This window comes from Bacteroides difficilis (assembly GCF_048319815.1).
In the GTDB taxonomy this organism is placed as follows: domain Bacteria; phylum Bacteroidota; class Bacteroidia; order Bacteroidales; family Bacteroidaceae; genus Bacteroides; species Bacteroides zhangwenhongii.
On the sequence record NZ_CP182814.1, the window covers coordinates 1,874,957 to 1,894,306 of the forward strand.

14 protein-coding genes and 1 pseudogene are annotated in these 19,350 nt (G+C 44.2%); 11 read left to right on the forward strand and 4 right to left on the reverse strand.

The window, feature by feature from the left end:
- Nucleotides 1-3 precede the first annotated feature (3 nt).
- Nucleotides 4-1,605, forward strand: coding sequence for a RagB/SusD family nutrient uptake outer membrane protein (locus ACNOGP_RS06935; RefSeq protein WP_418214398.1), 1,602 nt, complete (start codon nucleotides 4-6; stop codon nucleotides 1,603-1,605).
- A 24-nt stretch (nucleotides 1,606-1,629) separates the two neighbouring features.
- A complete protein-coding gene (locus ACNOGP_RS06940; protein ID WP_418214399.1) occupies nucleotides 1,630-3,756 on the forward strand; it encodes a hypothetical protein in 2,127 nt (708 codons plus the stop codon).
- A gap of 210 nt (nucleotides 3,757-3,966) precedes the next feature.
- Here ACNOGP_RS06940 and ACNOGP_RS06945 read toward each other — a convergent pair.
- Nucleotides 3,967-4,115, reverse strand: a pseudogene (locus ACNOGP_RS06945) (acetylxylan esterase); the annotation flags it as partial.
- 70 nt (nucleotides 4,116-4,185) lie between these two features.
- Entirely contained in the window at nucleotides 4,186-5,559 is a 1,374-nt protein-coding gene (locus ACNOGP_RS06950; RefSeq protein WP_418214400.1) for an aminopeptidase P family protein, read from the reverse strand.
- Nucleotides 5,560-5,698: 139 nt separating this feature from the next.
- Between ACNOGP_RS06950 and rpoN the strand changes: the two genes are divergently transcribed.
- From rpoN to ACNOGP_RS06980, 6 genes are read left to right on the forward strand one after another with little or no spacing between them, the layout of a single operon-like run.
- Nucleotides 5,699-7,183, forward strand: coding sequence for an RNA polymerase factor sigma-54 (gene rpoN / locus ACNOGP_RS06955; protein WP_418214401.1), 1,485 nt, complete (start codon nucleotides 5,699-5,701; stop codon nucleotides 7,181-7,183).
- 21 nt (nucleotides 7,184-7,204) lie between these two features.
- A complete protein-coding gene (locus tag ACNOGP_RS06960) occupies nucleotides 7,205-7,876 on the forward strand; it encodes a membrane protein (RefSeq protein ID WP_007756778.1) in 672 nt (223 codons plus the stop codon).
- A 29-nt stretch (nucleotides 7,877-7,905) separates the two neighbouring features.
- A complete protein-coding gene (gene gcvH, locus ACNOGP_RS06965) occupies nucleotides 7,906-8,286 on the forward strand; it encodes a glycine cleavage system protein GcvH (protein WP_007756779.1) in 381 nt (126 codons plus the stop codon).
- A gap of 16 nt (nucleotides 8,287-8,302) precedes the next feature.
- Nucleotides 8,303-8,812 (forward strand): 5-(carboxyamino)imidazole ribonucleotide mutase, encoded by a 510-nt coding sequence (gene purE / locus ACNOGP_RS06970; RefSeq protein WP_007756780.1) that lies wholly within the window; start codon nucleotides 8,303-8,305, stop codon nucleotides 8,810-8,812.
- Nucleotides 8,812-10,650: a 4-hydroxy-3-methylbut-2-en-1-yl diphosphate synthase gene (locus ACNOGP_RS06975; RefSeq protein ID WP_418214402.1), complete on the forward strand. Its 1,839-nt coding sequence runs from the start codon at nucleotides 8,812-8,814 to the stop codon at nucleotides 10,648-10,650. The genes purE and ACNOGP_RS06975 overlap by 1 nt, the downstream gene beginning before the upstream one ends.
- A gap of 45 nt (nucleotides 10,651-10,695) precedes the next feature.
- Nucleotides 10,696-11,130, forward strand: coding sequence for a DUF6078 family protein (locus ACNOGP_RS06980; protein ID WP_418214403.1), 435 nt, complete (start codon nucleotides 10,696-10,698; stop codon nucleotides 11,128-11,130).
- Nucleotides 11,131-11,252: 122 nt separating this feature from the next.
- On the opposite strand, the gene ACNOGP_RS06985 is transcribed toward ACNOGP_RS06980, so the two are convergent.
- Entirely contained in the window at nucleotides 11,253-13,349 is a 2,097-nt protein-coding gene (locus ACNOGP_RS06985) for a BT4734/BF3469 family protein (RefSeq protein ID WP_287666575.1), read from the reverse strand.
- Between the two features lie 609 nt (nucleotides 13,350-13,958).
- Here ACNOGP_RS06985 and ACNOGP_RS06990 point away from each other — a divergent pair.
- From ACNOGP_RS06990 to ACNOGP_RS07000, 3 genes are all read left to right on the forward strand, one after another.
- Nucleotides 13,959-15,455 (forward strand): hypothetical protein, encoded by a 1,497-nt coding sequence (locus ACNOGP_RS06990; protein ID WP_418214404.1) that lies wholly within the window; start codon nucleotides 13,959-13,961, stop codon nucleotides 15,453-15,455.
- Nucleotides 15,456-15,686: 231 nt separating this feature from the next.
- Nucleotides 15,687-17,639, forward strand: coding sequence for a heavy metal translocating P-type ATPase (locus ACNOGP_RS06995; protein WP_418214405.1), 1,953 nt, complete (start codon nucleotides 15,687-15,689; stop codon nucleotides 17,637-17,639).
- Nucleotides 17,640-17,647: 8 nt separating this feature from the next.
- A complete protein-coding gene (locus ACNOGP_RS07000) occupies nucleotides 17,648-18,082 on the forward strand; it encodes a Fur family transcriptional regulator (protein ID WP_186968535.1) in 435 nt (144 codons plus the stop codon).
- A gap of 68 nt (nucleotides 18,083-18,150) precedes the next feature.
- Here the strand turns inward: ACNOGP_RS07000 and ACNOGP_RS07005 are convergent, their stop codons facing one another.
- Nucleotides 18,151-19,152, reverse strand: coding sequence for a malate dehydrogenase (locus ACNOGP_RS07005; RefSeq protein ID WP_418214406.1), 1,002 nt, complete (start codon nucleotides 19,150-19,152; stop codon nucleotides 18,151-18,153).
- Between the last annotated feature and the right edge of the window lie 198 nt (nucleotides 19,153-19,350).

A 19,350-nucleotide genomic window follows, 5' to 3' on the forward strand; every position in this document is an offset into this window, starting at 1 on the left:
ACAATGAAAAGAACAAAGATTATATGCGGTCTGATGCTCTCCTTGATTGGTTTTAGCTCATGTACCGATCTGACCGAGAATGTTTATGACCAACTTACGGCAGATGAATATTTCAAGGGATTTACGGATAAAGATGTGCCCGGAGCGTTAGGAAAAGTCTATAATGACTTGAAAATGTTATATGGTGGCTTCGATGCTCATACGGCTGGTTGTTATCTATATACGAATGAAGAATGCTCAGACTTATGGGTGACTCCAAAACGTGGAGGCTCTTGGTATGATGGTGGAATTTATTTTCGGTTGAATCAACACAAGTGGCTTTATGACGATGCTCATTTCTTGGGTAATTGGCGCAGGGCTTATACAGCTATTAATAATTGTAACCGATTGTTATTCGAATTTGCCAATGCGGGTGTCAATAATGATATGGTTATGGCAGAGCTTAAGGTAGCGCGCGCCTTTTGGTATTATATACTTATAGATATGTTTGGCAATATTCCATTGGTGACTCAATACGATACTCCGGAAGGATGGTTGCCTGAAACTTCAAAACGTGCAGAGGTGTTTCAGTTCATAGTAAGTGAAATTTCTCAAAATATGGAACATTTGGCCGATAAAAGCTATGGCCGTTGGGATAAGAATGCTGCTTCCATGTTATTGGCAAAGGTTTATTTAAATGCGGAAATATGGGAAGGAAAGGGAGTTACTTATTGGGATGAAGTGATAGGATTGTGTGATGACATCATTGGCTCACATCAATATCAGTTGGAGGCTGATTATAAATCTCCTTTTGTGACTAATAATGAGGATTCGCCTGAAATTGTAATGGGAATCAGTAATGATGATATTTATGATGGAGAAGGTACTTTCCTTCCTCACTTGTGGACGCAACATTGGAAATATCAGTATCATGCTGCTACTGTTACAGGCTTTTGGGGTGGCTGTTGCGCTACACCTGAGTTTGCTAATAGTTATCACCCTGATGATAAACGATTTGAAAAATCATGGATGATTGGTCAATTGTATGATAATACAGGGCAGTTTGGTACACCGGGTGCTCCTATGTATTGCGATCCTTGGGACCCTCGTGATGCGGGAAAATTGCTTTGTTACACAAAAGAAGTACCTTTGTTCGAGGGGGATGATATACCGACTACAGGTGAACAGACAGGGGCTCGTCTTAATAAATATGAAGTAAAAAAAGGTGCCTTGAATACGCTGGCTAATGATTTTGTGTTATTCCGTTACGCTGATGTCTTTTTTATGAAAGCTGAAGCAATGTATCGCAAAGCAGGAAAAGTAGCCACTCAGGACATCGTTGATCTTATAAATGACGTTCGTAAACGTGCTTTTACCGATTTTACAGGTGATAAGGTCTTGAAAGTTTCCGAATTGAATGATGATCGCTTTTTACAAGAATACGCTTGGGAATTTTGTCAGGAAGGTCATAGACGTCAACAACTGATCCGTTTCGGACAGTTTACTACCAAGAAATGGTTCTTGCATGATTCCAGTGATTCTTATCGCAACTTGTTCCCCATTCCGCGTGAAGAACGTTTGGCGAATCCGAAGTTGGAACAAAATCCAGGTTATCCAACTAATTGATGAATGTTATAAACTTGTATGAAGATGAAAACAATGAAAATAAAGAGCTATTTATGGTTGCTGGCATTGACTGCATTCTTCTCCTGTAGTGATGATACAACGGCGCAAAATCCGATTGTGCCGCCTGTTGAACCGCCAGTTGAAGAGGAAACGTTTGTGGATATTTGTAATTTCGAGACTACACTCATTTCATTTCATACCAATGACCAATTGAAATATAATATTGTTGATAATCCGTATAAAGAGGGTATCAATGTAAGTAACAAATGTGGAAAGGTTGTTTCTGCAGGTGATATGTGGGAACTGATTTGGTCTGATCCGTTAACGAAAAAGTTTGATTTTACGAAAGATGGTGCTTGTTTTAGCATGCAGGTACGTTCTCCCAAAGTAGGTGGTCATATTTTCTTTAAACTTGAAAGTTCGTTGGGGGCAGACGCTAAGGAAGTCTCGAACGTGGTTTCTAAAGTTGCTAATGAATGGGAAACATTGGAATTTGATTTCTCGTTATTGAATCTGCCGGATAATGTCTATGATAAAGTGATTATACTTTTTGATGCCGGTGAAACTGGTTCGGGGGAAGAGTGGTATTTTGATAATATTCGCCAAAAGACAGGTGTGAAAACAGAGCCGGAACCGGAGCCGGGTGAAAAACAATATATTAATTATTGTAATTTCGAAACTTCACTTGTCACATTCCGTACCAATGACCGGCTAGAGTATAGCATTGTGGATAATCCTCATATGAGCGGTATAAATACGAGCAGTAAGTGTGGAAAAGTCGTTGCGGCAGGTGACCAATGGGAACTTATCTGGTCAGAACCTGTTACGTCCAGATACAATTCAAAGTTTAATTTTTCTAAGAATGGCGGACGTTTTACGGTAAAAGTCTATTCTCCTAAAGTGGGGAGTCCTGTTTATTTCAAATTGGAGAGTACCGGTGGAGCGGATAGTAAAGAGATACAGAATGTTAAGACAACGGTAGCTAATCAATGGGAAACATTGACTTTTGACTTTAGTTCATGGAATCTTCCTGATGAGACTTATGATAAAATTGTACTTGTTTTTGATGCCGGCAATGTAGGTGGGGTAGGAGATGTATATTATTTTGACGATATTATCGGACCTAATAATGAGGCTGAACAGTTATTAACCCGTTATGAGGCCAACCCTGTGTTGACATATAAAGGGGCTGAACGTTGGATGTGCGAACATATTGCCAATGCTGCAATTCTGTCTCCGGCAGAATCACCTGATGGAAATTGGTGGATGTATGCAAGAGGGAGCGGCTATGATGCAATGAATGAGTATCATGACCAGATTGGACTTTTTCGACAGAATGTGAACTCATTTAATCCTGTTGGAGGTTGGGAAGCATATCCGACTAATCCGGTTATTCCACATGGGGCAAAAGGTACTTGCGATGAACTGCATTTACTTGATTGTGCGCCGGTAATGGGGGGAGATGGGCGACTGTATTTTTACTATCAGGCAGTACGGGGTACATCAGATGCGGATCGTTGTGGATCGCTGGCGTGTCGATATTCGGTAGATGGTGGATATACATTTAGTGATGCTATTATGCTACGTGATGGGGTAGGATGCAGTGACGCTATATTTTATGATGGAAAATACTATATATTCTATGGCTACGGTTATGATAATGGTTCACATATGAAAATTGATTGTGCTATTACCACGGACCCGCTGAACTTTGATAATGCTGAAATTCGAACAATACTTACTCCGGGAGGTGGACCGGCCAATCACGATTGTATGACAGTGAATGGTTCTCGTATATTTCGTTTAAAAGATGTGAACAAATGGTTTATGGTTTATCAGGGAAGTACACGGCATTTTGACTTTCCGGAACGCTTTCATGTGGCTTATTCTGATGATCTATTGAATTGGACAAAGGTAAATAATACAAAACCATTCTTTAAAAGAGGAGAAGCTGAAACTTGGGATCAGGGGGGAATATGGTTTGGAGAGGTCTTGGAATACGGAGATAAGCTATATATGTATTATGAAGGTTGGGGATGCGAAGGTGCGGTGCCCGATCGTGACTATCCATATTTTGGTGGCGGTCATTCTACTACAGGTTGTGCTTTTGTTGCGAAGAGTGAGTTCTTGGAATGGTGCGGCTTGAACTGAAAAGTTTAATGAAAGTATGTTTGAACGCCGGATATACTGATAATAAGGGTCAGTTATCCGGCGTTTAAATATTGTCATCCTGTAAGATAACGATACTTTATTTCAGATGCTTCTTTATCCAAAGCAAGTGCCCGTATTCGGTATCGTTTGATGTCCAATGGTCATTAATCGGAGTGATCAATGCATATCTACGGATTTTCTGAAGAAATGAATCGTTGCTTTTTCTCCTGTCTTATAAAGCCAATCGGCATGATTGGGAACGGTAATCCAAAGTACATCGCTTCTATAAGGATAGTTCTCGGTTATGGCAGATAATAAACTGATTGACACAGACATACGAATAAAAGTAATTTTTTCATATGCTATTTCTTGTTTCTAGGTACTTCGGCGAAAATAAATATAATCTCGCCTTATTTCGATAATTGGTTATTATCGCAAAGCCTCCACCTCTTCCGGCGTTAAAGGAATCTTCTTGCCTAATCGACGGGCGCCGGTCTCGGTAATCAGATAATCTTCTTCATTGCGGATACCGCCGAAATCTTTATAAGTTTCCACTACGTCGTAGTTGATGAAATCGGTAAATTTCTTTTCCGCTTTCCACATATCGATCAATTCCGGAATAAAGTATATACCCGGTTCTACCGTATGTACAAATCCAGGTTCCAGAGGTATGGCAAGGCGTTGTGACTTGCGGCCGAACTGCGTACTCTTCGGCTGACCGTTGTAGCCTACCCATATTTCTCCCAAATTCTCCATATCGTGTACATCCAGCCCCATCATGTGGCCTAATCCGTGCGGATAGAACAAGGCGTGCGCACCTTCGCGAACAGCGTCTTCCGTATTACCTTTCATCAGTCCGAGAACTTTCATCCCATCAACCATGACACGGGCGGACAATTCGTATACATCCATATAAGGAATGCCCGGTCGGAGTGCTTTAACCGATTCCAGATGCATGGCATTCTGTATCTCGCAGACTTCCCGTTGGCGGGGCGTGAATTTCTTGTCGGCAGGAATGGTAGATGACATATCTCCTGCATATCCCGATTCAACCTCCGCGCCGGCATCTATTAAAAACAGATCACCCGGTTTTACTTTATTGCCGTGATAATGGTTATGCAAAGTTTGTCCGTTGATGGTAGCGATTGTAGCGAAAGAAAGTTCGCAGTTATTGGACTCCGCTACCCGGTTCATTTCCGCCACCACTTCATATTCATACATACCCGGACGAAGTACTTTCATGGCGGTGATATGCATATCTGCAGTCACATTGCAGGCCTTTTCTATCTCTACGATTTCTTCTGCCGATTTATAGTTCCGCTGGGCTACTACGGCACGGATGAATGGAACGGAACCTTCCTGATGTGCAGGGGGAATACCCAGCCAATCCATCAGTTTTAGCTTATGTTCGGGACGGTAAGGAGGCAGATAATGCACAGACTTCCCTTTCTGGACACATTTATGGAGATAGCTGACAATTTCTGCGGATGGCAGTAAGTTAGCCACGCCCACCCGTTCGCATTTTTCATGTAGTGTAGGTTGTGACCCCATCCACACGATGGCATCAATTGATAATTCATCACCGAAAATAATTTCCTTGTCTTCGTCAATATCGATTATTGCCGAAAGTCCTGCACATGACAGTCCGAAATAATAAAGGAAAGTAGAATCCTGACGATAGCGGAAGGTGTTATCTTCGTAATTTAGTCCGCACTCGTCATTTCCTAGAAATAACAAAACTCCGGAGCCTAATTTCTTTTTCAGCAGGGCTCTTCGCTGCATATACGTTTCTTTGGCAAACATATTGTTCTAATTTTAAGTTCGTGCAACAAAGATAACGATTTTTGTGTTATAGGATTAAAAATTATTCCTCTAATCTGTGTAATCTCTGGTTAAAAAGTTACTTTTGTAGCGAGAAACAGAGTAGAAAGCAAAAACGAATATGGCACAAGGTTCCCGTCAAATACAATCGCAGGCACAGCAGCAAATCCAAACGCTCTCGCCTCAGCAGATTCTAGTCGTGAAACTGTTGGAGCTTCCCACAGTAGAGCTGGAAGACCGTATCCATGCTGAACTGCTTGAAAATCCGGCACTTGAGGAGGGCAAAGAAGAGAATGTCGCAGATGAATATTCCGATGGCGACACTTCCGGAGAGGGTATGGAGAATGATGCCAACGAATACGATTCTTTGAGTGATTATCTCACCGAAGACGATATTCCCGACTACAAACTGCAAGAGAACAACCGATCCAAAGACGAGCAGGCGGAAGATATTCCGTTCTCCGACTCTACCTCTTTCTACGAAATACTGAAAGAGCAGCTTCGTGAACGCAATTTGACAGAACACCAGCATGAACTGGTGGAATACCTGATCGGCTCGTTGGACGATGACGGCTTGCTCCGCAAATCTTTGGAAAGTATCTGTGACGAACTGGCTATTTATGCCGGTATAGAATCTACGGAAGAGGAGCAGGAAGAAGCACTCTGCATCTTGCAGGATTTCGATCCGGCAGGTATCGGAGCACGTGACCTTCAAGAATGCCTGTTGATACAGATCCGCCGGAAGAAGGAAGAAGGGATGAATCCCGCTCCTATATTGGATATCGAAGAACGCATCGTCAGAGATTGTTATGAAGAATTTACCCGGAAGCATTGGGAAAAGATTATAAAAAAGCTGGATGTTGATGAAGAGACATTCAATGAAGCTATCAGTGAGATTACAAAGCTGAATCCCCGTCCGGGAGCTTCTTTGGGAGAGGCTATCGGGAGGAACCTCCAGCAGATAGTCCCCGACTTCATCGTAGAAACGTATGATGACGGTACTATCAATGTCAGCCTTAATAACCGCAATGTTCCGGAGCTTCGTATGAGTCGTGATTTTACGGAGATGGTGGAGGAACATACCAAGAATAAGGCCAACCAGTCCAAAGAGTCCAAAGAAGCGATGATGTTTCTGAAACAGAAGATGGATGCGGCGCAAGGATTTATAGATGCGGTCAAACAGCGGCAGAATACGTTGATGACTACTATGCAAGCTATCATCGACCTGCAGCGTCCTTTCTTTCTCGAAGGGGACGAATCCCTGCTGAAACCGATGATTCTGAAAGATGTGGCCGAACGCACGGGACTGGATATATCGACCATTTCCCGTGTCAGCAACAGTAAATATGTGCAGACCAATTTCGGTATTTATCCGTTGAAGTTCTTCTTCAGCGACGGATATACGACGGAAGACGGGGAAGAGATGTCTGTCCGCGAGATTCGTAAGATTTTGAAAGAATGTATCGACGGAGAAGACAAGAAGAAACCGTTGACAGATGATGAATTGGCGGACATACTGAAAGAAAAAGGCTACCCCATTGCACGTCGGACAGTGGCGAAATACCGTCAGCAGTTGAATATCCCGGTGGCAAGACTTAGAAAATAATTGATTAATAGATAATTGATAATGGACAGAGAGAAAGAGCATATCATAGCGGATAAGACAATGTTGCAGGTGGCAAGAGTCACTTCGATGGTGTTTACCCCGTTTTCTATTCCGTTTTTGTCATTTCTGGTGTTATTCCTGTTTTCTTATCTCCGCATCATGCCGATGGTATATAAGTTGATTGTATTGGGAATTGTCTATTGCTTTACTATATTGACTCCCACTATAACCATCTTTCTGTTCCGCAAGATCAACGGTTTTGCCCGTCAGGAGCTGGGCGAACGGAAGAAACGTTTTGTACCTATCCTGCTGACTATCATTTCGTATGTATTCTGCCTGTTGATGATGCGTAGGCTGAATCTGCCTTGGTACATGACCGGCATTATTTTGGCTTCTCTCGTAGTCTCCATCATTTGCATAGCAGTAAATCTGAGATGGAAACTGAGCGAGCATATGGCGGGCATAGGCGGAGTGATAGGCGGATTGGTTTCCTTTAGCGCCTTGTTCGGTTATAATCCGGTAGGGTGGCTGTGCCTGTTTATATTGATAGCCGGTGTGCTGGGTTCTGCCCGTATCATTCTGGGACATCATACGCTGGGAGAGGTCATTTCCGGTTTTACGGTCGGCCTGGTATGCGCCCTTTTGGTGCTTCATCCGGTGAGTAATATCTTATTTCGAGTATTTTTATTTTAAAACAGTATAAATCCTAAAAACTAATTATTATGAACTTTCCACAGAATTTGAAGTACACGAACGAACATGAATGGATTCGCGTAGAAGGAGACATTGCATACGTAGGTATCACCGATTATGCTCAGGAGCAATTGGGCGATATTGTGTTTGTGGACATACCGACGGTCGGTGAGTCGCTGGAAGCCGGTGAGGTTTTCGGAACTATCGAAGTAGTGAAAACAATTTCCGATCTTTTCCTGCCGGTAGCAGGTGAGGTGCTGGAACAGAATGAAGCGCTGGAAGAGAACCCGGAACTGGTGAACAAAGACCCATACGGCGAGGGTTGGCTGATTAAGATGAAACCTGCTGATGTGAAGGCGGTAGAAGACTTGCTGGATGCGGAAGGGTATAAAGAAGTGATTAACGGATAAATTAAACATTAAAAATATGACTCCAATTGTAAGTATCATCATGGGCAGTACGTCCGACCTTCCAGTTATGGAAAAGGCCGCACAACTGCTGAATGATATGCATGTACCGTTCGAAATGAACGCGCTTTCCGCTCACCGCACGCCTGAGGCTGTGGAAGAGTTTGCTAAGAATGCCCGTACCCGTGGCATTAAAGTAATTATCGCTGCTGCCGGAATGGCTGCCGCCCTTCCCGGTGTAATTGCGGCTAACACTACACTTCCTGTAATCGGAGTGCCGGTGAAAGGCTCCGTGCTCGATGGTGTGGACGCACTTTATTCCATCATTCAAATGCCTCCGGGCATTCCCGTAGCCACTGTTGCTATCAACGGAGCGATGAATGCGGCTATTCTGGCCATTCAGATGCTTGCTTTGAGTGATGAAAAGCTGGCGGAAGCATTTGCAGCTTACAAAGAAGGACTGAAAAAGAAAATCGTAAAAGCAAACGAAGAACTGAAAGAAGTCAAGTTTGAATATAAAACGAACTAATGGATCTATTCAATTATTTTCGGAGGGAAACTACCGAAGTGAATATTGGGGCCGTACCGTTGGGTGGCCCCAATTCTATTCGTATCCAGTCGATGACCAATACGTCTACGCAGGATACGCAGGCTTGTGTGGAACAGGCGAAACGTATTGTCGACGCGGGTGGTGAGTATGTCCGTCTGACGACGCAAGGTATCAAGGAAGCGGAGAACCTGAAAAATATTAATATAGGTTTGCGCAGTCAGGAATATATGGTTCCGTTGGTTGCCGATGTACACTTTAATCCGAAAGTTGCCGATGTGGCAGCCCGATATGCGGAAAAGGTACGCATCAATCCGGGGAATTATGTAGACGCTGCACGTACTTTTAAGAAGCTGGAATATACCGACGAAGAGTATGCGCAGGAAATACAGAAAATTCATGACCGCTTTGTGCCTTTTCTGAATATCTGTAAAGAGAATCACACGGCTATCCGTATCGGTGTGAACCACGGCTCTTTGTCCGACCGCATCATGTCCCGTTATGGTGATACGCCCGAAGGCATGGTAGAGTCTTGTATGGAGTTTCTTCGCATTTGTGTTGAAGAGAACTTTACCGATGTGGTTATTTCCATCAAAGCGTCCAATACGGTTGTCATGGTGAAAACCGTCCGTCTGTTGGTAGCTGTGATGGAGAAAGAAGGGATGGCTTTCCCGTTGCATCTTGGAGTGACAGAGGCCGGAGACGGTGAGGACGGACGTATCAAGTCCGCTCTCGGCATTGGTGCGCTGTTGGCCGACGGACTGGGGGATACTATACGGGTATCTTTGAGCGAAGCTCCCGAAGCGGAAATTCCTGTTGCCCGTAAGTTGGTTGACTATATACTGTTGAGGCGGAATCATCCTTATATTCCCGGACTAGAAGCGCCTGGATTTAACTATTTGTCGCCCGAACGCCGTAAGACGCGGGCTGTCCGCAATATAGGAGGTGAACACGTGCCTGTGGTCATTGCCGACCGTATGGACGGGAAGACCGAAGTGAATCCGCAATTTACTCCGGACTATATTTATGCCGGACGTGCTTTGCCCGAACAACGGGAAGAAGGTGTGGACTATATTCTTGATGCGGACGTATGGACCGGAGAAGCCGGAACTTGGCCTGCTTATAATCATCAGCAACTGCCGTTGATGGGAGGATGTAATGCGGAACTCAAATTCCTGTTTATGCCTTATATGGCACAGACGGATGAAGTGATTGCCTGTCTGAAACAACATCCCGAAGTGGTTGTCGTTTCTCAAAGCAACCATCCGAACCGTTTGGGCGAACATCGTGCGTTGGTACATCAACTGATGACAGAAGGGCTGCAAAATCCGGTTGTTTTCTTCCAGCATTATGCGGAGGATGATGCGGAGGACTTGCAGATAAAAGCTGCGGCGGACATGGGGGCTCTGATCTTTGACGGGCTTTGTGACGGAATCTTTATATTCAATCAAGGTAACCTCAGTCATGCGGTAATTGATGCGACGGCTTTCGGAATCTTGCAGGCGGGACGTGCCCGTACTTCAAAGACGGAGTATATCTCTTGTCCCGGTTGCGGACGTACACTCTACGACTTGGAAAAGACGATTGCCCGTATCAAGGCGGCTACTTCACATCTGACAGGACTGAAAATCGGCATTATGGGATGTATCGTAAATGGTCCCGGTGAGATGGCGGATGCGGACTACGGCTATGTCGGTGCGGGACGGGGTAAGATCAGCCTGTATAAAGGGAAAGTCTGTGTAGAAAAGAATATTCCGGAAGAAGAAGCGGTGGAAAGGCTGCTGGAGTTTATCCGGAATGACAGGAAAGAAAACTCCTGATAGCATTTTCTGTGGAGTATATCTGTGTGACTAATAAAAACGATAATGGAAGATAATTTTGACTATGGGGCAGTACCATACAATTTTGCCCACTGCTTTAATGACAGGTGTCCGAAAGGAGAAAAATGTTTGCGTCATTTGGTGGCGGTGCACAGTACCGATCTGCATTCCATCATTTCTGTGGTAAATCCGAAATGTGTTCCGGAAGAGGTGAACACCTGTCCGTTCTATAAGTCGGTTCGGAAGATACGGGTCGCTTGGGGAGTTACCCATTTGCTGGATACAGTTCCGCATCGGGATGCAGTGTCCTTGAAGAATATGTTGCTAGGGCATTTCGGTCGTGCCATGTATTATCGCTTTTATCGTAAGGAGAAATATATTGCTCCCGAACAACAAGAATACATTTGTCGACTGTTCCGTCAGAAAGGTATTACGGAAGAACCTGTGTTCGACTCCTACACAGAAGAATTTGAATGGTAATCATCTGCCATCCTACACCGGATGGTATGTATCCTGTTGAATGACAGTGAGTTGACGGGGTGTAAGATAGGGGTTGCAGATGGGTGTAGGATACTTTATCCTACACCCATCTGTTCCTTATATTATGAAAGCCTTACTACATGATAAACACTCCCGTGTTTCGTGCGTTTCGAAGGAATCTCATGCTTGCGAAGCACCCGCCCGAACACACTTACTCGCTTGTTGGACAAAGGAATAGCACTGTTCCTGCCAACCTCATCCAGAATCTCTGCCGGGGAAAGCCATTCACCGACTTCCTCCTCTTTGGCGGCACGGAAATAACGGTAAAACAGTTGCTCCTCTAGTGAAACCTGTTCAAACTCACGGTTACTCTCGGTCATAATCCGCTCTTCGGCCGGATCAAACCAATAGCGTTCGCCATGATCCAACTCATACATGGCTTGTGCGTACAGTTGTTCATAGTCTATCGCCCGATTGGTATCTATTGTTCCCAACACTTCGATACAGATGAAACGACGGCTGCCCGTAGGGTCGGTCAAAAGATCTTTCTGATTGCTCGTGGCGATAAAAGAAGCATAACGGCGCAGCTCCAGCACGGCGGTAGCGTGAGGCTTGCGTATATTAACGATGGGCTTTTGCAGAATATGTTTCAGAAATCCCTGTTGCGTAGCACTTATCTGATCGAACTCGTCAATGTTGATGAGCGCAAACCGGTTCAGATAAAGTTCGGCGTCTTTCTTTTGCGAGAAGTCAATGCTATCCGTATAGTAAACACGTATGGCAGGAGGGATGAGGCTGCGGCAGAATGTGGACTTACGCGTGCCTTGTGCGCCCACCAATAGCGGAGAAACGTTGTTCGCGTGCATTTTATCTGTACCTCTCCAATGAACGACCATGTTCAGAAACCACCGGTGAAACAGCTCCACCCAATGCGGATTTCCGCAAGGCACTGTTTGCGCCAATTTGCGGATGCGGTCCTTTCCATCCCAGCCAGGGAGATGGTAAAGAAAATCTTCCAGCGGATTGAATACCGGCACACGATTCGAATAAATATACCGGTTGATATCCCGGTCCCACAACGGAATACCTTCCGCTTGCGCGTCCAGCGCGATACTGTTCAATATCCGCTTGTCGATCGGATTGAAATAAAAGCGGAACGAGTTTCGTTCACGATATTCCACTTCCCCTATTTGAGTATTGTAACGGAATTCGTAACGTCTCTTCATAAACTCTTCAGTCTGCATGGCGAGCAGTTGCTCTTTGCCTAAGCTGTTTTTCTTGCCGAAGCCTTCGCACTCTTCATATACATTCCTGATTAACTGCCGGATCAGTGTTTCCTGCCTTTGCAGATAATAATGGTAGACCGTGCGTTTCAACGTCTCTTCTTCGGGAATGCCCGAATAGAAGCAGTTGGCGGCAAGTCGTGTCACTATGGCTTGAAAATCATTTTCTTTGGGACGTGCTCCGTCATTTTCCGCTTTATAAATTTCTTCGCGTGTCTTTTTCAGAGCGGCTTCGAAGAGCATGAATGCCGCCCGCTCCGTATCATATCCCGGAACGGCACGTGTCAAGGGTGATTTTTCCGAGCGTACTGCTTCCCGATAGGACAGCTCTTCGGGCATCCCGGCGGGTTGCGACAGATAGAACGGTACGGAGTCGGGGCGGTACTTCAGATCCGGATCGAACGACAACCGTGAAAACTGTTCCAGCGAAGGTGCTTTGAGTAAGATATTGAACTGCATCTGCGGCTGATAACATTTCACAGCCAACTGATAGGCGTGCGCATGGAACATTTCCGCCTCTTCTCTCTTTTGCGGGAGAGAACCGTCCGGACGGGTAAACCGGACCCAGATTTTTACGGTTCGCTCGCTTGAGCCTGTAAAGGTGCAGAATGTCTGCGGTTGTTCCCAAGCCCGCTTTTTTACGAATGCGATCTCCGATTTTCCGGAAAGCGGACCGACGGTCAATTCTACTATTCCGTTATAGCTTTTCATTTGTTTCCCCCCTTCTGTCCGGCGGAAATCGGCGGCGGGTAGAATCTTGGGTAACTTGTCTGCTCCGTAGCAGCGTTCATCGGGTAGGGTATACTTGAGCATTTCTCTGAAAACGGTAACCGGTCGTGCCTTGATTTCAGTTTTTGTTTTTTCTATCCATGTTTCTATGTCCATTGTGGTGAGGGCAGTAGTCTCTTCTTTGTCTCTTAACTGAGTAATTTTCATGAATTGTTTTTTGTTTGAAATATCCTATAAAGGTAGTACATTTCTTCTGTTCATGCAAGAAAACTCGTTGTTATATAGGTCCTTTGTAGAAATCTCCGGTCGAATGTTCCTGTTGCTCTTTATTCTTTTGTTTCATAGGCGTTTGAAACACTCTATTCCATGTGGTGAAACATTCTGTTTCACGGTGGTAAACACTTTGTTTCACGCTGGCGAACATATTGTTTCACGCTGATGAAACGCCACTCTATGCCGTATGTTTAGGGTGAAACGTATAGTCGTTTTAGTCGAATCGTGTGGTCGTATGGGGCGAATCGTATAGTCGTATTGGGTGACAGATACGTATATCCTACACCATCTGTCACCTGTATCCTACACCTGCCTAATTTGTTGTTGTTCAGTGAAATAAGTTGTAGATGGTGTAGGGTGGCAGATGTTTTTCATATTTCATCGGACCTTTCAGCAGTATAAGATAATTAATATTAAATGATGTAACGGAAAACTTGATTATTTTTGTATAATATGTATATTTGCTTGATTTATATATTCATTTCGGTAAGCAAATATGTAAATAAGGGTTTAAGTCTTTATATGTAATGTAATAGGATGATAATGAAAAAGCTTAGTTTTTATTTGTTAGTTGCGGGTGCTCTGTTAACAGGCAGCTGTTCTGATGATTCAATCGGCGAGCAAATCCCCGATGGTGGAACTTCTATTCCTACGGTATCAAAAATTACTTCAGTTTTCACCAATGGAACGAATCTGAGCATTGGACAGAAGCAAAGTGCTACACGTGGTGGAGGATCTCTTGTTGTAGGTGAAGAGGAAACTCTTTGTGCCAAATATGATGTGGCTGCCGGATTTCAGTCAAACGGCACAGTGCCCTACATAAAAGTAGCAGTACACGTCTATCAAGAGTGCGCCAGTGAGTGTGAGAAATTACGTCTTACATTTAAAGATATCGAACATCTTGAATGCAAAGCCGATGACTTTGCTATCCGTTCTACAGATGGAACTTATCTTGATGGTTGCTATGGGGTTGATGCAGAGGGAAATAAAATCAACGAATATAAATACGGCAACTTGTCGGTTTCCGGTGATTTTGATATTATTATCGGTGGTCTTGACAATCTTTATGAAGGCAATAAGCAGGGCGGTGATGAAGAACCGGTGATTAATACTTTCGAAGTGTGGATTTGGCCGCAGAATACCGCAGGGCATACTTGGACGGAAGTAGAACTTAAAGCTCTGGCTGACAGTCACGATCCGTTAATGTGCGTAAAAAGCAGTACTCCTGAAGATCCTCATCCGGGCAAAGATATGGGTAAGATTATCTGGTCTGAAGAGAATATCGAAGGTTACTATGCATGGGGTGAGATTTTCACAGGGAAAACGATTGACCATCCCGGAGACAATGAGAATACCTCGTTTACGTATGGGGATGTAACTTATAAGAACGATGCATCTTATTATCCATATACCAACAAAGCCGGCAAGAACTACTATAATTACAATAATTACCGTTATTTTGACGGTACGACTAAATTGACCAAATATCAGTGGACGGAAAATAAAGTGTCACAGGACGGAAAGACGCGTCTTGATCCTACGGATGATGTAGCTGTGATGCGTTGGGGAAACGGATGGCGTATGCCGACCAGTGAAGAAATGAACGACTTGTTTAACGGTCCGAATACAATGTGCGTACAGGGTAAAACAAAAGTTAGTCGCTATAACCATGAAACGGGTGAATCTTATGAGGTAGAGGTAGATGCGTGGATGGTTACATCAACAATCACCAACAATACTATCGTGTTCCCTAAAACCGGATATTACGGCAGTAATGAAAAAACTGATACGGATAAAAGTATTACTATAAAGGAACTGGATGATGCTTGGTGGCCTTATTCGGGATTGTATTATTGGACAAGTGATTTGTCTACGCAGATTTCTGCAAGTACTAAACGTCATGGAGGTTACCTTTTTGGCGCCGGTCAAAAGTTAGGATGGTGTGATGAAAGCTTGGCGACAATGGGTTTCGACTACACTCAACTGAACGGTTATGACCGTTGTTTTGGAATGAAAGTCCGTCCGGTAAAGGATAAGTAAAAGTTGATTGATAACACATATTAAAAGGTGTGCCTGTAAAAAACAAGGTACACCTTTTTTTATACGAATCCGGAGAGAGTTGTCGTTCTAATTCAGAAAATGAGTTGGACATAGAAGTCGTATCTGTTTGGAAATGGTTGTTGTGGTAAGGTGAACTGCTGTTGTATGATAATTTGCAACTTTGTTGCACGAATCATTCGCTATCTTTGCAGCAACTAAAAGAGGAAAGATATGGGACATTGCAGTTGTTGTGCACACGGACACGGGTGTGCGTCTGAAAAGGAAATTGGAGTTAAGAGGTCTGTATTTCAAGAATATTGGAAAGTCGGACTTTCATTTATATTGCTGATAGCCGGTATCGTGATGAATGCTTTGGATGTGGCATTTTTCCAGAAGGAATATGTTGCTTTGGCCTGGTATGTCATAGCTTATCTCCCGGTAGGGATTCCTGTGATGAAAGAGGCTTGGGAAAGCATGAAGGAACGCGATTATTTCAGTGAGTTTACTTTAATGATTGTGGCTACAATCGGTGCGTTCTATATAGGCGAGTATCCGGAAGGGGTGGCTGTAATGCTGTTCTATACAGTCGGAGAGCTATTTCAGGAGAAAGCGGTTGATAAAGCGAAACGTAATATTGGCGCTCTCTTGGATGTGAGACCGGAAAAAGCTTTGGTGCTGAGAGATCATGAACTGATTGTAGAGAGCCCGAAGAATGTCAAAGTCGGTGAGATAATTGAAGTAAAAGCAGGTGGGCGGGTACCTCTGGACGGAACGATGGAGAGTGAGGTCGCTGCATTCAATACAGCGGCGCTAACGGGTGAAAGTGTGCCGCGCAATATTCGGAAAGGAGAGGAAGTACTTGCCGGAATGATTGTGACGGATAAGGTTATTCGTATAAAGGTGACAAGACCTTTTGATAAAAGTGCGCTTGCCCGGATACTGGAACTGGTTCAGAACGCTTCCGAACGGAAAGCACCGGCAGAGTTGTTTATTCGGAAGTTTGCGCGTGTCTACACCCCGATTGTAATAGGAATGGCAGTATTAATCGTTCTTCTGCCATTTGTCTATTCGTTGTTTGGCACGCACTTTGTATTTACATTTAATGATTGGTTGTACAGAGCTTTGGTTTTTCTCGTAATTTCGTGTCCATGTGCTTTGGTGGTGAGTATCCCGTTGGGATATTTTGGAGGTATCGGAGCCGCATCCCGGCTTGGCATCCTGTTTAAAGGCGGGAACTATCTGGATGCTATTACGAAAATCAATGCAGTTGTATTCGATAAAACAGGGACTCTGACCAAAGGAACGTTTGAGGTGCAGGAATGTAAACCGGTGTCCGGTATTGCGAAAGAAGAGCTGATCCGATTGATAGCTTCGGTAGAACGAAATAGCACACATCCGATAGCTAAAGCTATTGTGGAATATGCGAAACAACAGAATGTAGAACTGATGTCAACCTCCGATACGAGAGAGTTTGCCGGTTTTGGTCTGGAGGCGACGGTTGGCGGAAATACTGTGTTGGTCGGAAACAGTCGGCTGTTGTCCAAATTTAATATTGCATATCCGGCAGAATTGCTGAAGATAACCGATACGGTTGTGGTCTGTGCCATCGGAACTAACTATGCCGGTTATTTGTTATTAGCTGATACGCTGAAAGACGATGCGAAGACAGCGATTGATAACCTAAAAGCGTTGAATATTGAAAACATTCAGATATTGTCCGGTGATAAACAAAGTATTGTTACTAACTTTGCTGAAAAGCTAGGTATATCGAAAGCGTATGGAGACTTGCTGCCGGAAGGGAAAGTGCGACATCTGGAAGAACTGCGGCAGGATGAGGCTAATCAGATAGCGTTTGTAGGCGATGGCATGAATGATGCGCCCGTATTGGCGTTGAGTCATGTCGGTATCGCTATGGGTGGCTTGGGCAGTGATGCGGCAATAGAAACCGCTGATGTGGTGATTCAGACAGACCAGCCGTCTAAGGTGGCGGAAGCTATAAAGGTAGGAAAACTGACGCACCGGATTATCTGGCAGAATATTACGCTTGCATTCGGAGTGAAACTGTTAGTGCTGATATTGGGAGCGGGTGGAATCGCTACTCTTTGGGAAGCCGTTTTTGCGGATGTCGGTGTGACGTTGCTTGCTATTATGAATGCTGTAAGAATACAGAAAATGATAAAATAGGAGAGAATATGGAAGAGAATATTTATTTGGATAAGTTGGCGCGGAGAGATATCAAACCGACGGCGATAAGGCTTCTCATACTGAAGAATATGATGGAAGTCGGGCGTGCGGTATCATTGCTCGATTTGGAAACGTTATTGGATACGGTTGACAAGTCGACTATATCCCGGACAATCGCTCTCTTTTTATCGCATCACCTGATACATAGTATAGATGATGGAAGCGGGTCGTTGAAATATGCTGTTTGTGATAATTCCTGCAATTGTGTGGTTCAGGATTTACATTCGCATTTCTATTGCGAGAAATGTCACAGGACATTCTGCCTGGAAGGCACGCATATTCCGGTCATTGATCTGCCGAAGGGATTTGCATTGCGTAGTATAAACTATGTGTTGAAGGGCGTTTGCCCGGAATGTTCTTCCCTGCCTGCGTCGCACTCATAAACAAAATAAGCCGGAACTCCGATATAGAAAATATCGTTCAGTTCCGGCGTTATACTAATATTATCCGTTTAATGGATGTTTGGATTTAATGTATGCCAGTCTTTGATGGCTGGGATGATTCCCATTTCAATGACTTCGTCGCGGAGCTTGCACAGATGTTCGTAGCTCTTTTCCAATTCTTCCTGTTCGGCAGGTGTTCCCGCTACTTCCTTATAAGTAATGCCATCTTTGGTGATCGAAGTTTCCATTGCCATCATGATATGATCGAACTTCCCGTTTGAGACATAGGTTCCGGTAGGCCAGCGGAAAGGTTGTCCTCCCATAGCGGCGGCAATCATTTCGATGGAAAGATAGGCCGGACTCTGGAAAGAAGAACGTCCGCGCAGGTCGATGATATGTTTTCCACCTTGTATGACGCGTACTTTCAGTTCTTCCCATTCGTTCAATGGCAGGCGGGTGGTACCGATAAAGTCAGTCAGCGGTTCTCCCTTTATTTTTGTTGTAGAGGCAAATACTGCCATTTGCTCGCCATGACCGCCGTAGGTGCGGCAATTCTGAATGTCGGAAGCGGGGATATGGAAGTATTTCACCAATTCGTTTTGTAGGCGGGTGCTGTCCAATGCGGCGAGGGTGGAAACTTGTGAAGGTTTCAGACCTGAATATAGTAAGGTAATCAGCCCGGTGATATCCGCAGGATTGAAAATGACTACGATGTGCTTTACATTCGGGCAATATTGGCGAACGTCTTTGCCGAACTGAGCGGCAATTTCTGCATTACCTTTCAGCAAATCTTCACGAGTCATGCCAGCCTTGCGGGCTGCTCCACCGGAAGATACGATATAAGAAGCTCCGGTCAACGCTTCCTTGATGTCGGAGGTATAAGTGAGGTTGACGCCTTCAAAGCCACAGTGATACAGTTCTTCCGCCACTCCCTCCAAAGCTGGGGCGAATGGATCGTACAGACAGATATTCGGAGTCAGTTTCATCATCATGGCTGTTTGCGCCATATTAGAGCCGATCATTCCGGCAGCTCCCACAATTGTAAGTTTCTCGTTAGTCAAAAATTCCATAAAGCTTAATATATTTAAAGGTGAATAACTTTTTCATTTCTTTTTGCCGTTACAAAGTTAACATATTGCGAGCCTGATTGTTCATTGTAAATAGTTTTACCCGATAACGAAAAGTTATAGTGCCTGAAAGGGTAGTTCTGTTCAAAATAGATTATCTTTTATACGGATAAGACACTTTTCTGTATCTCGTTACAAAGT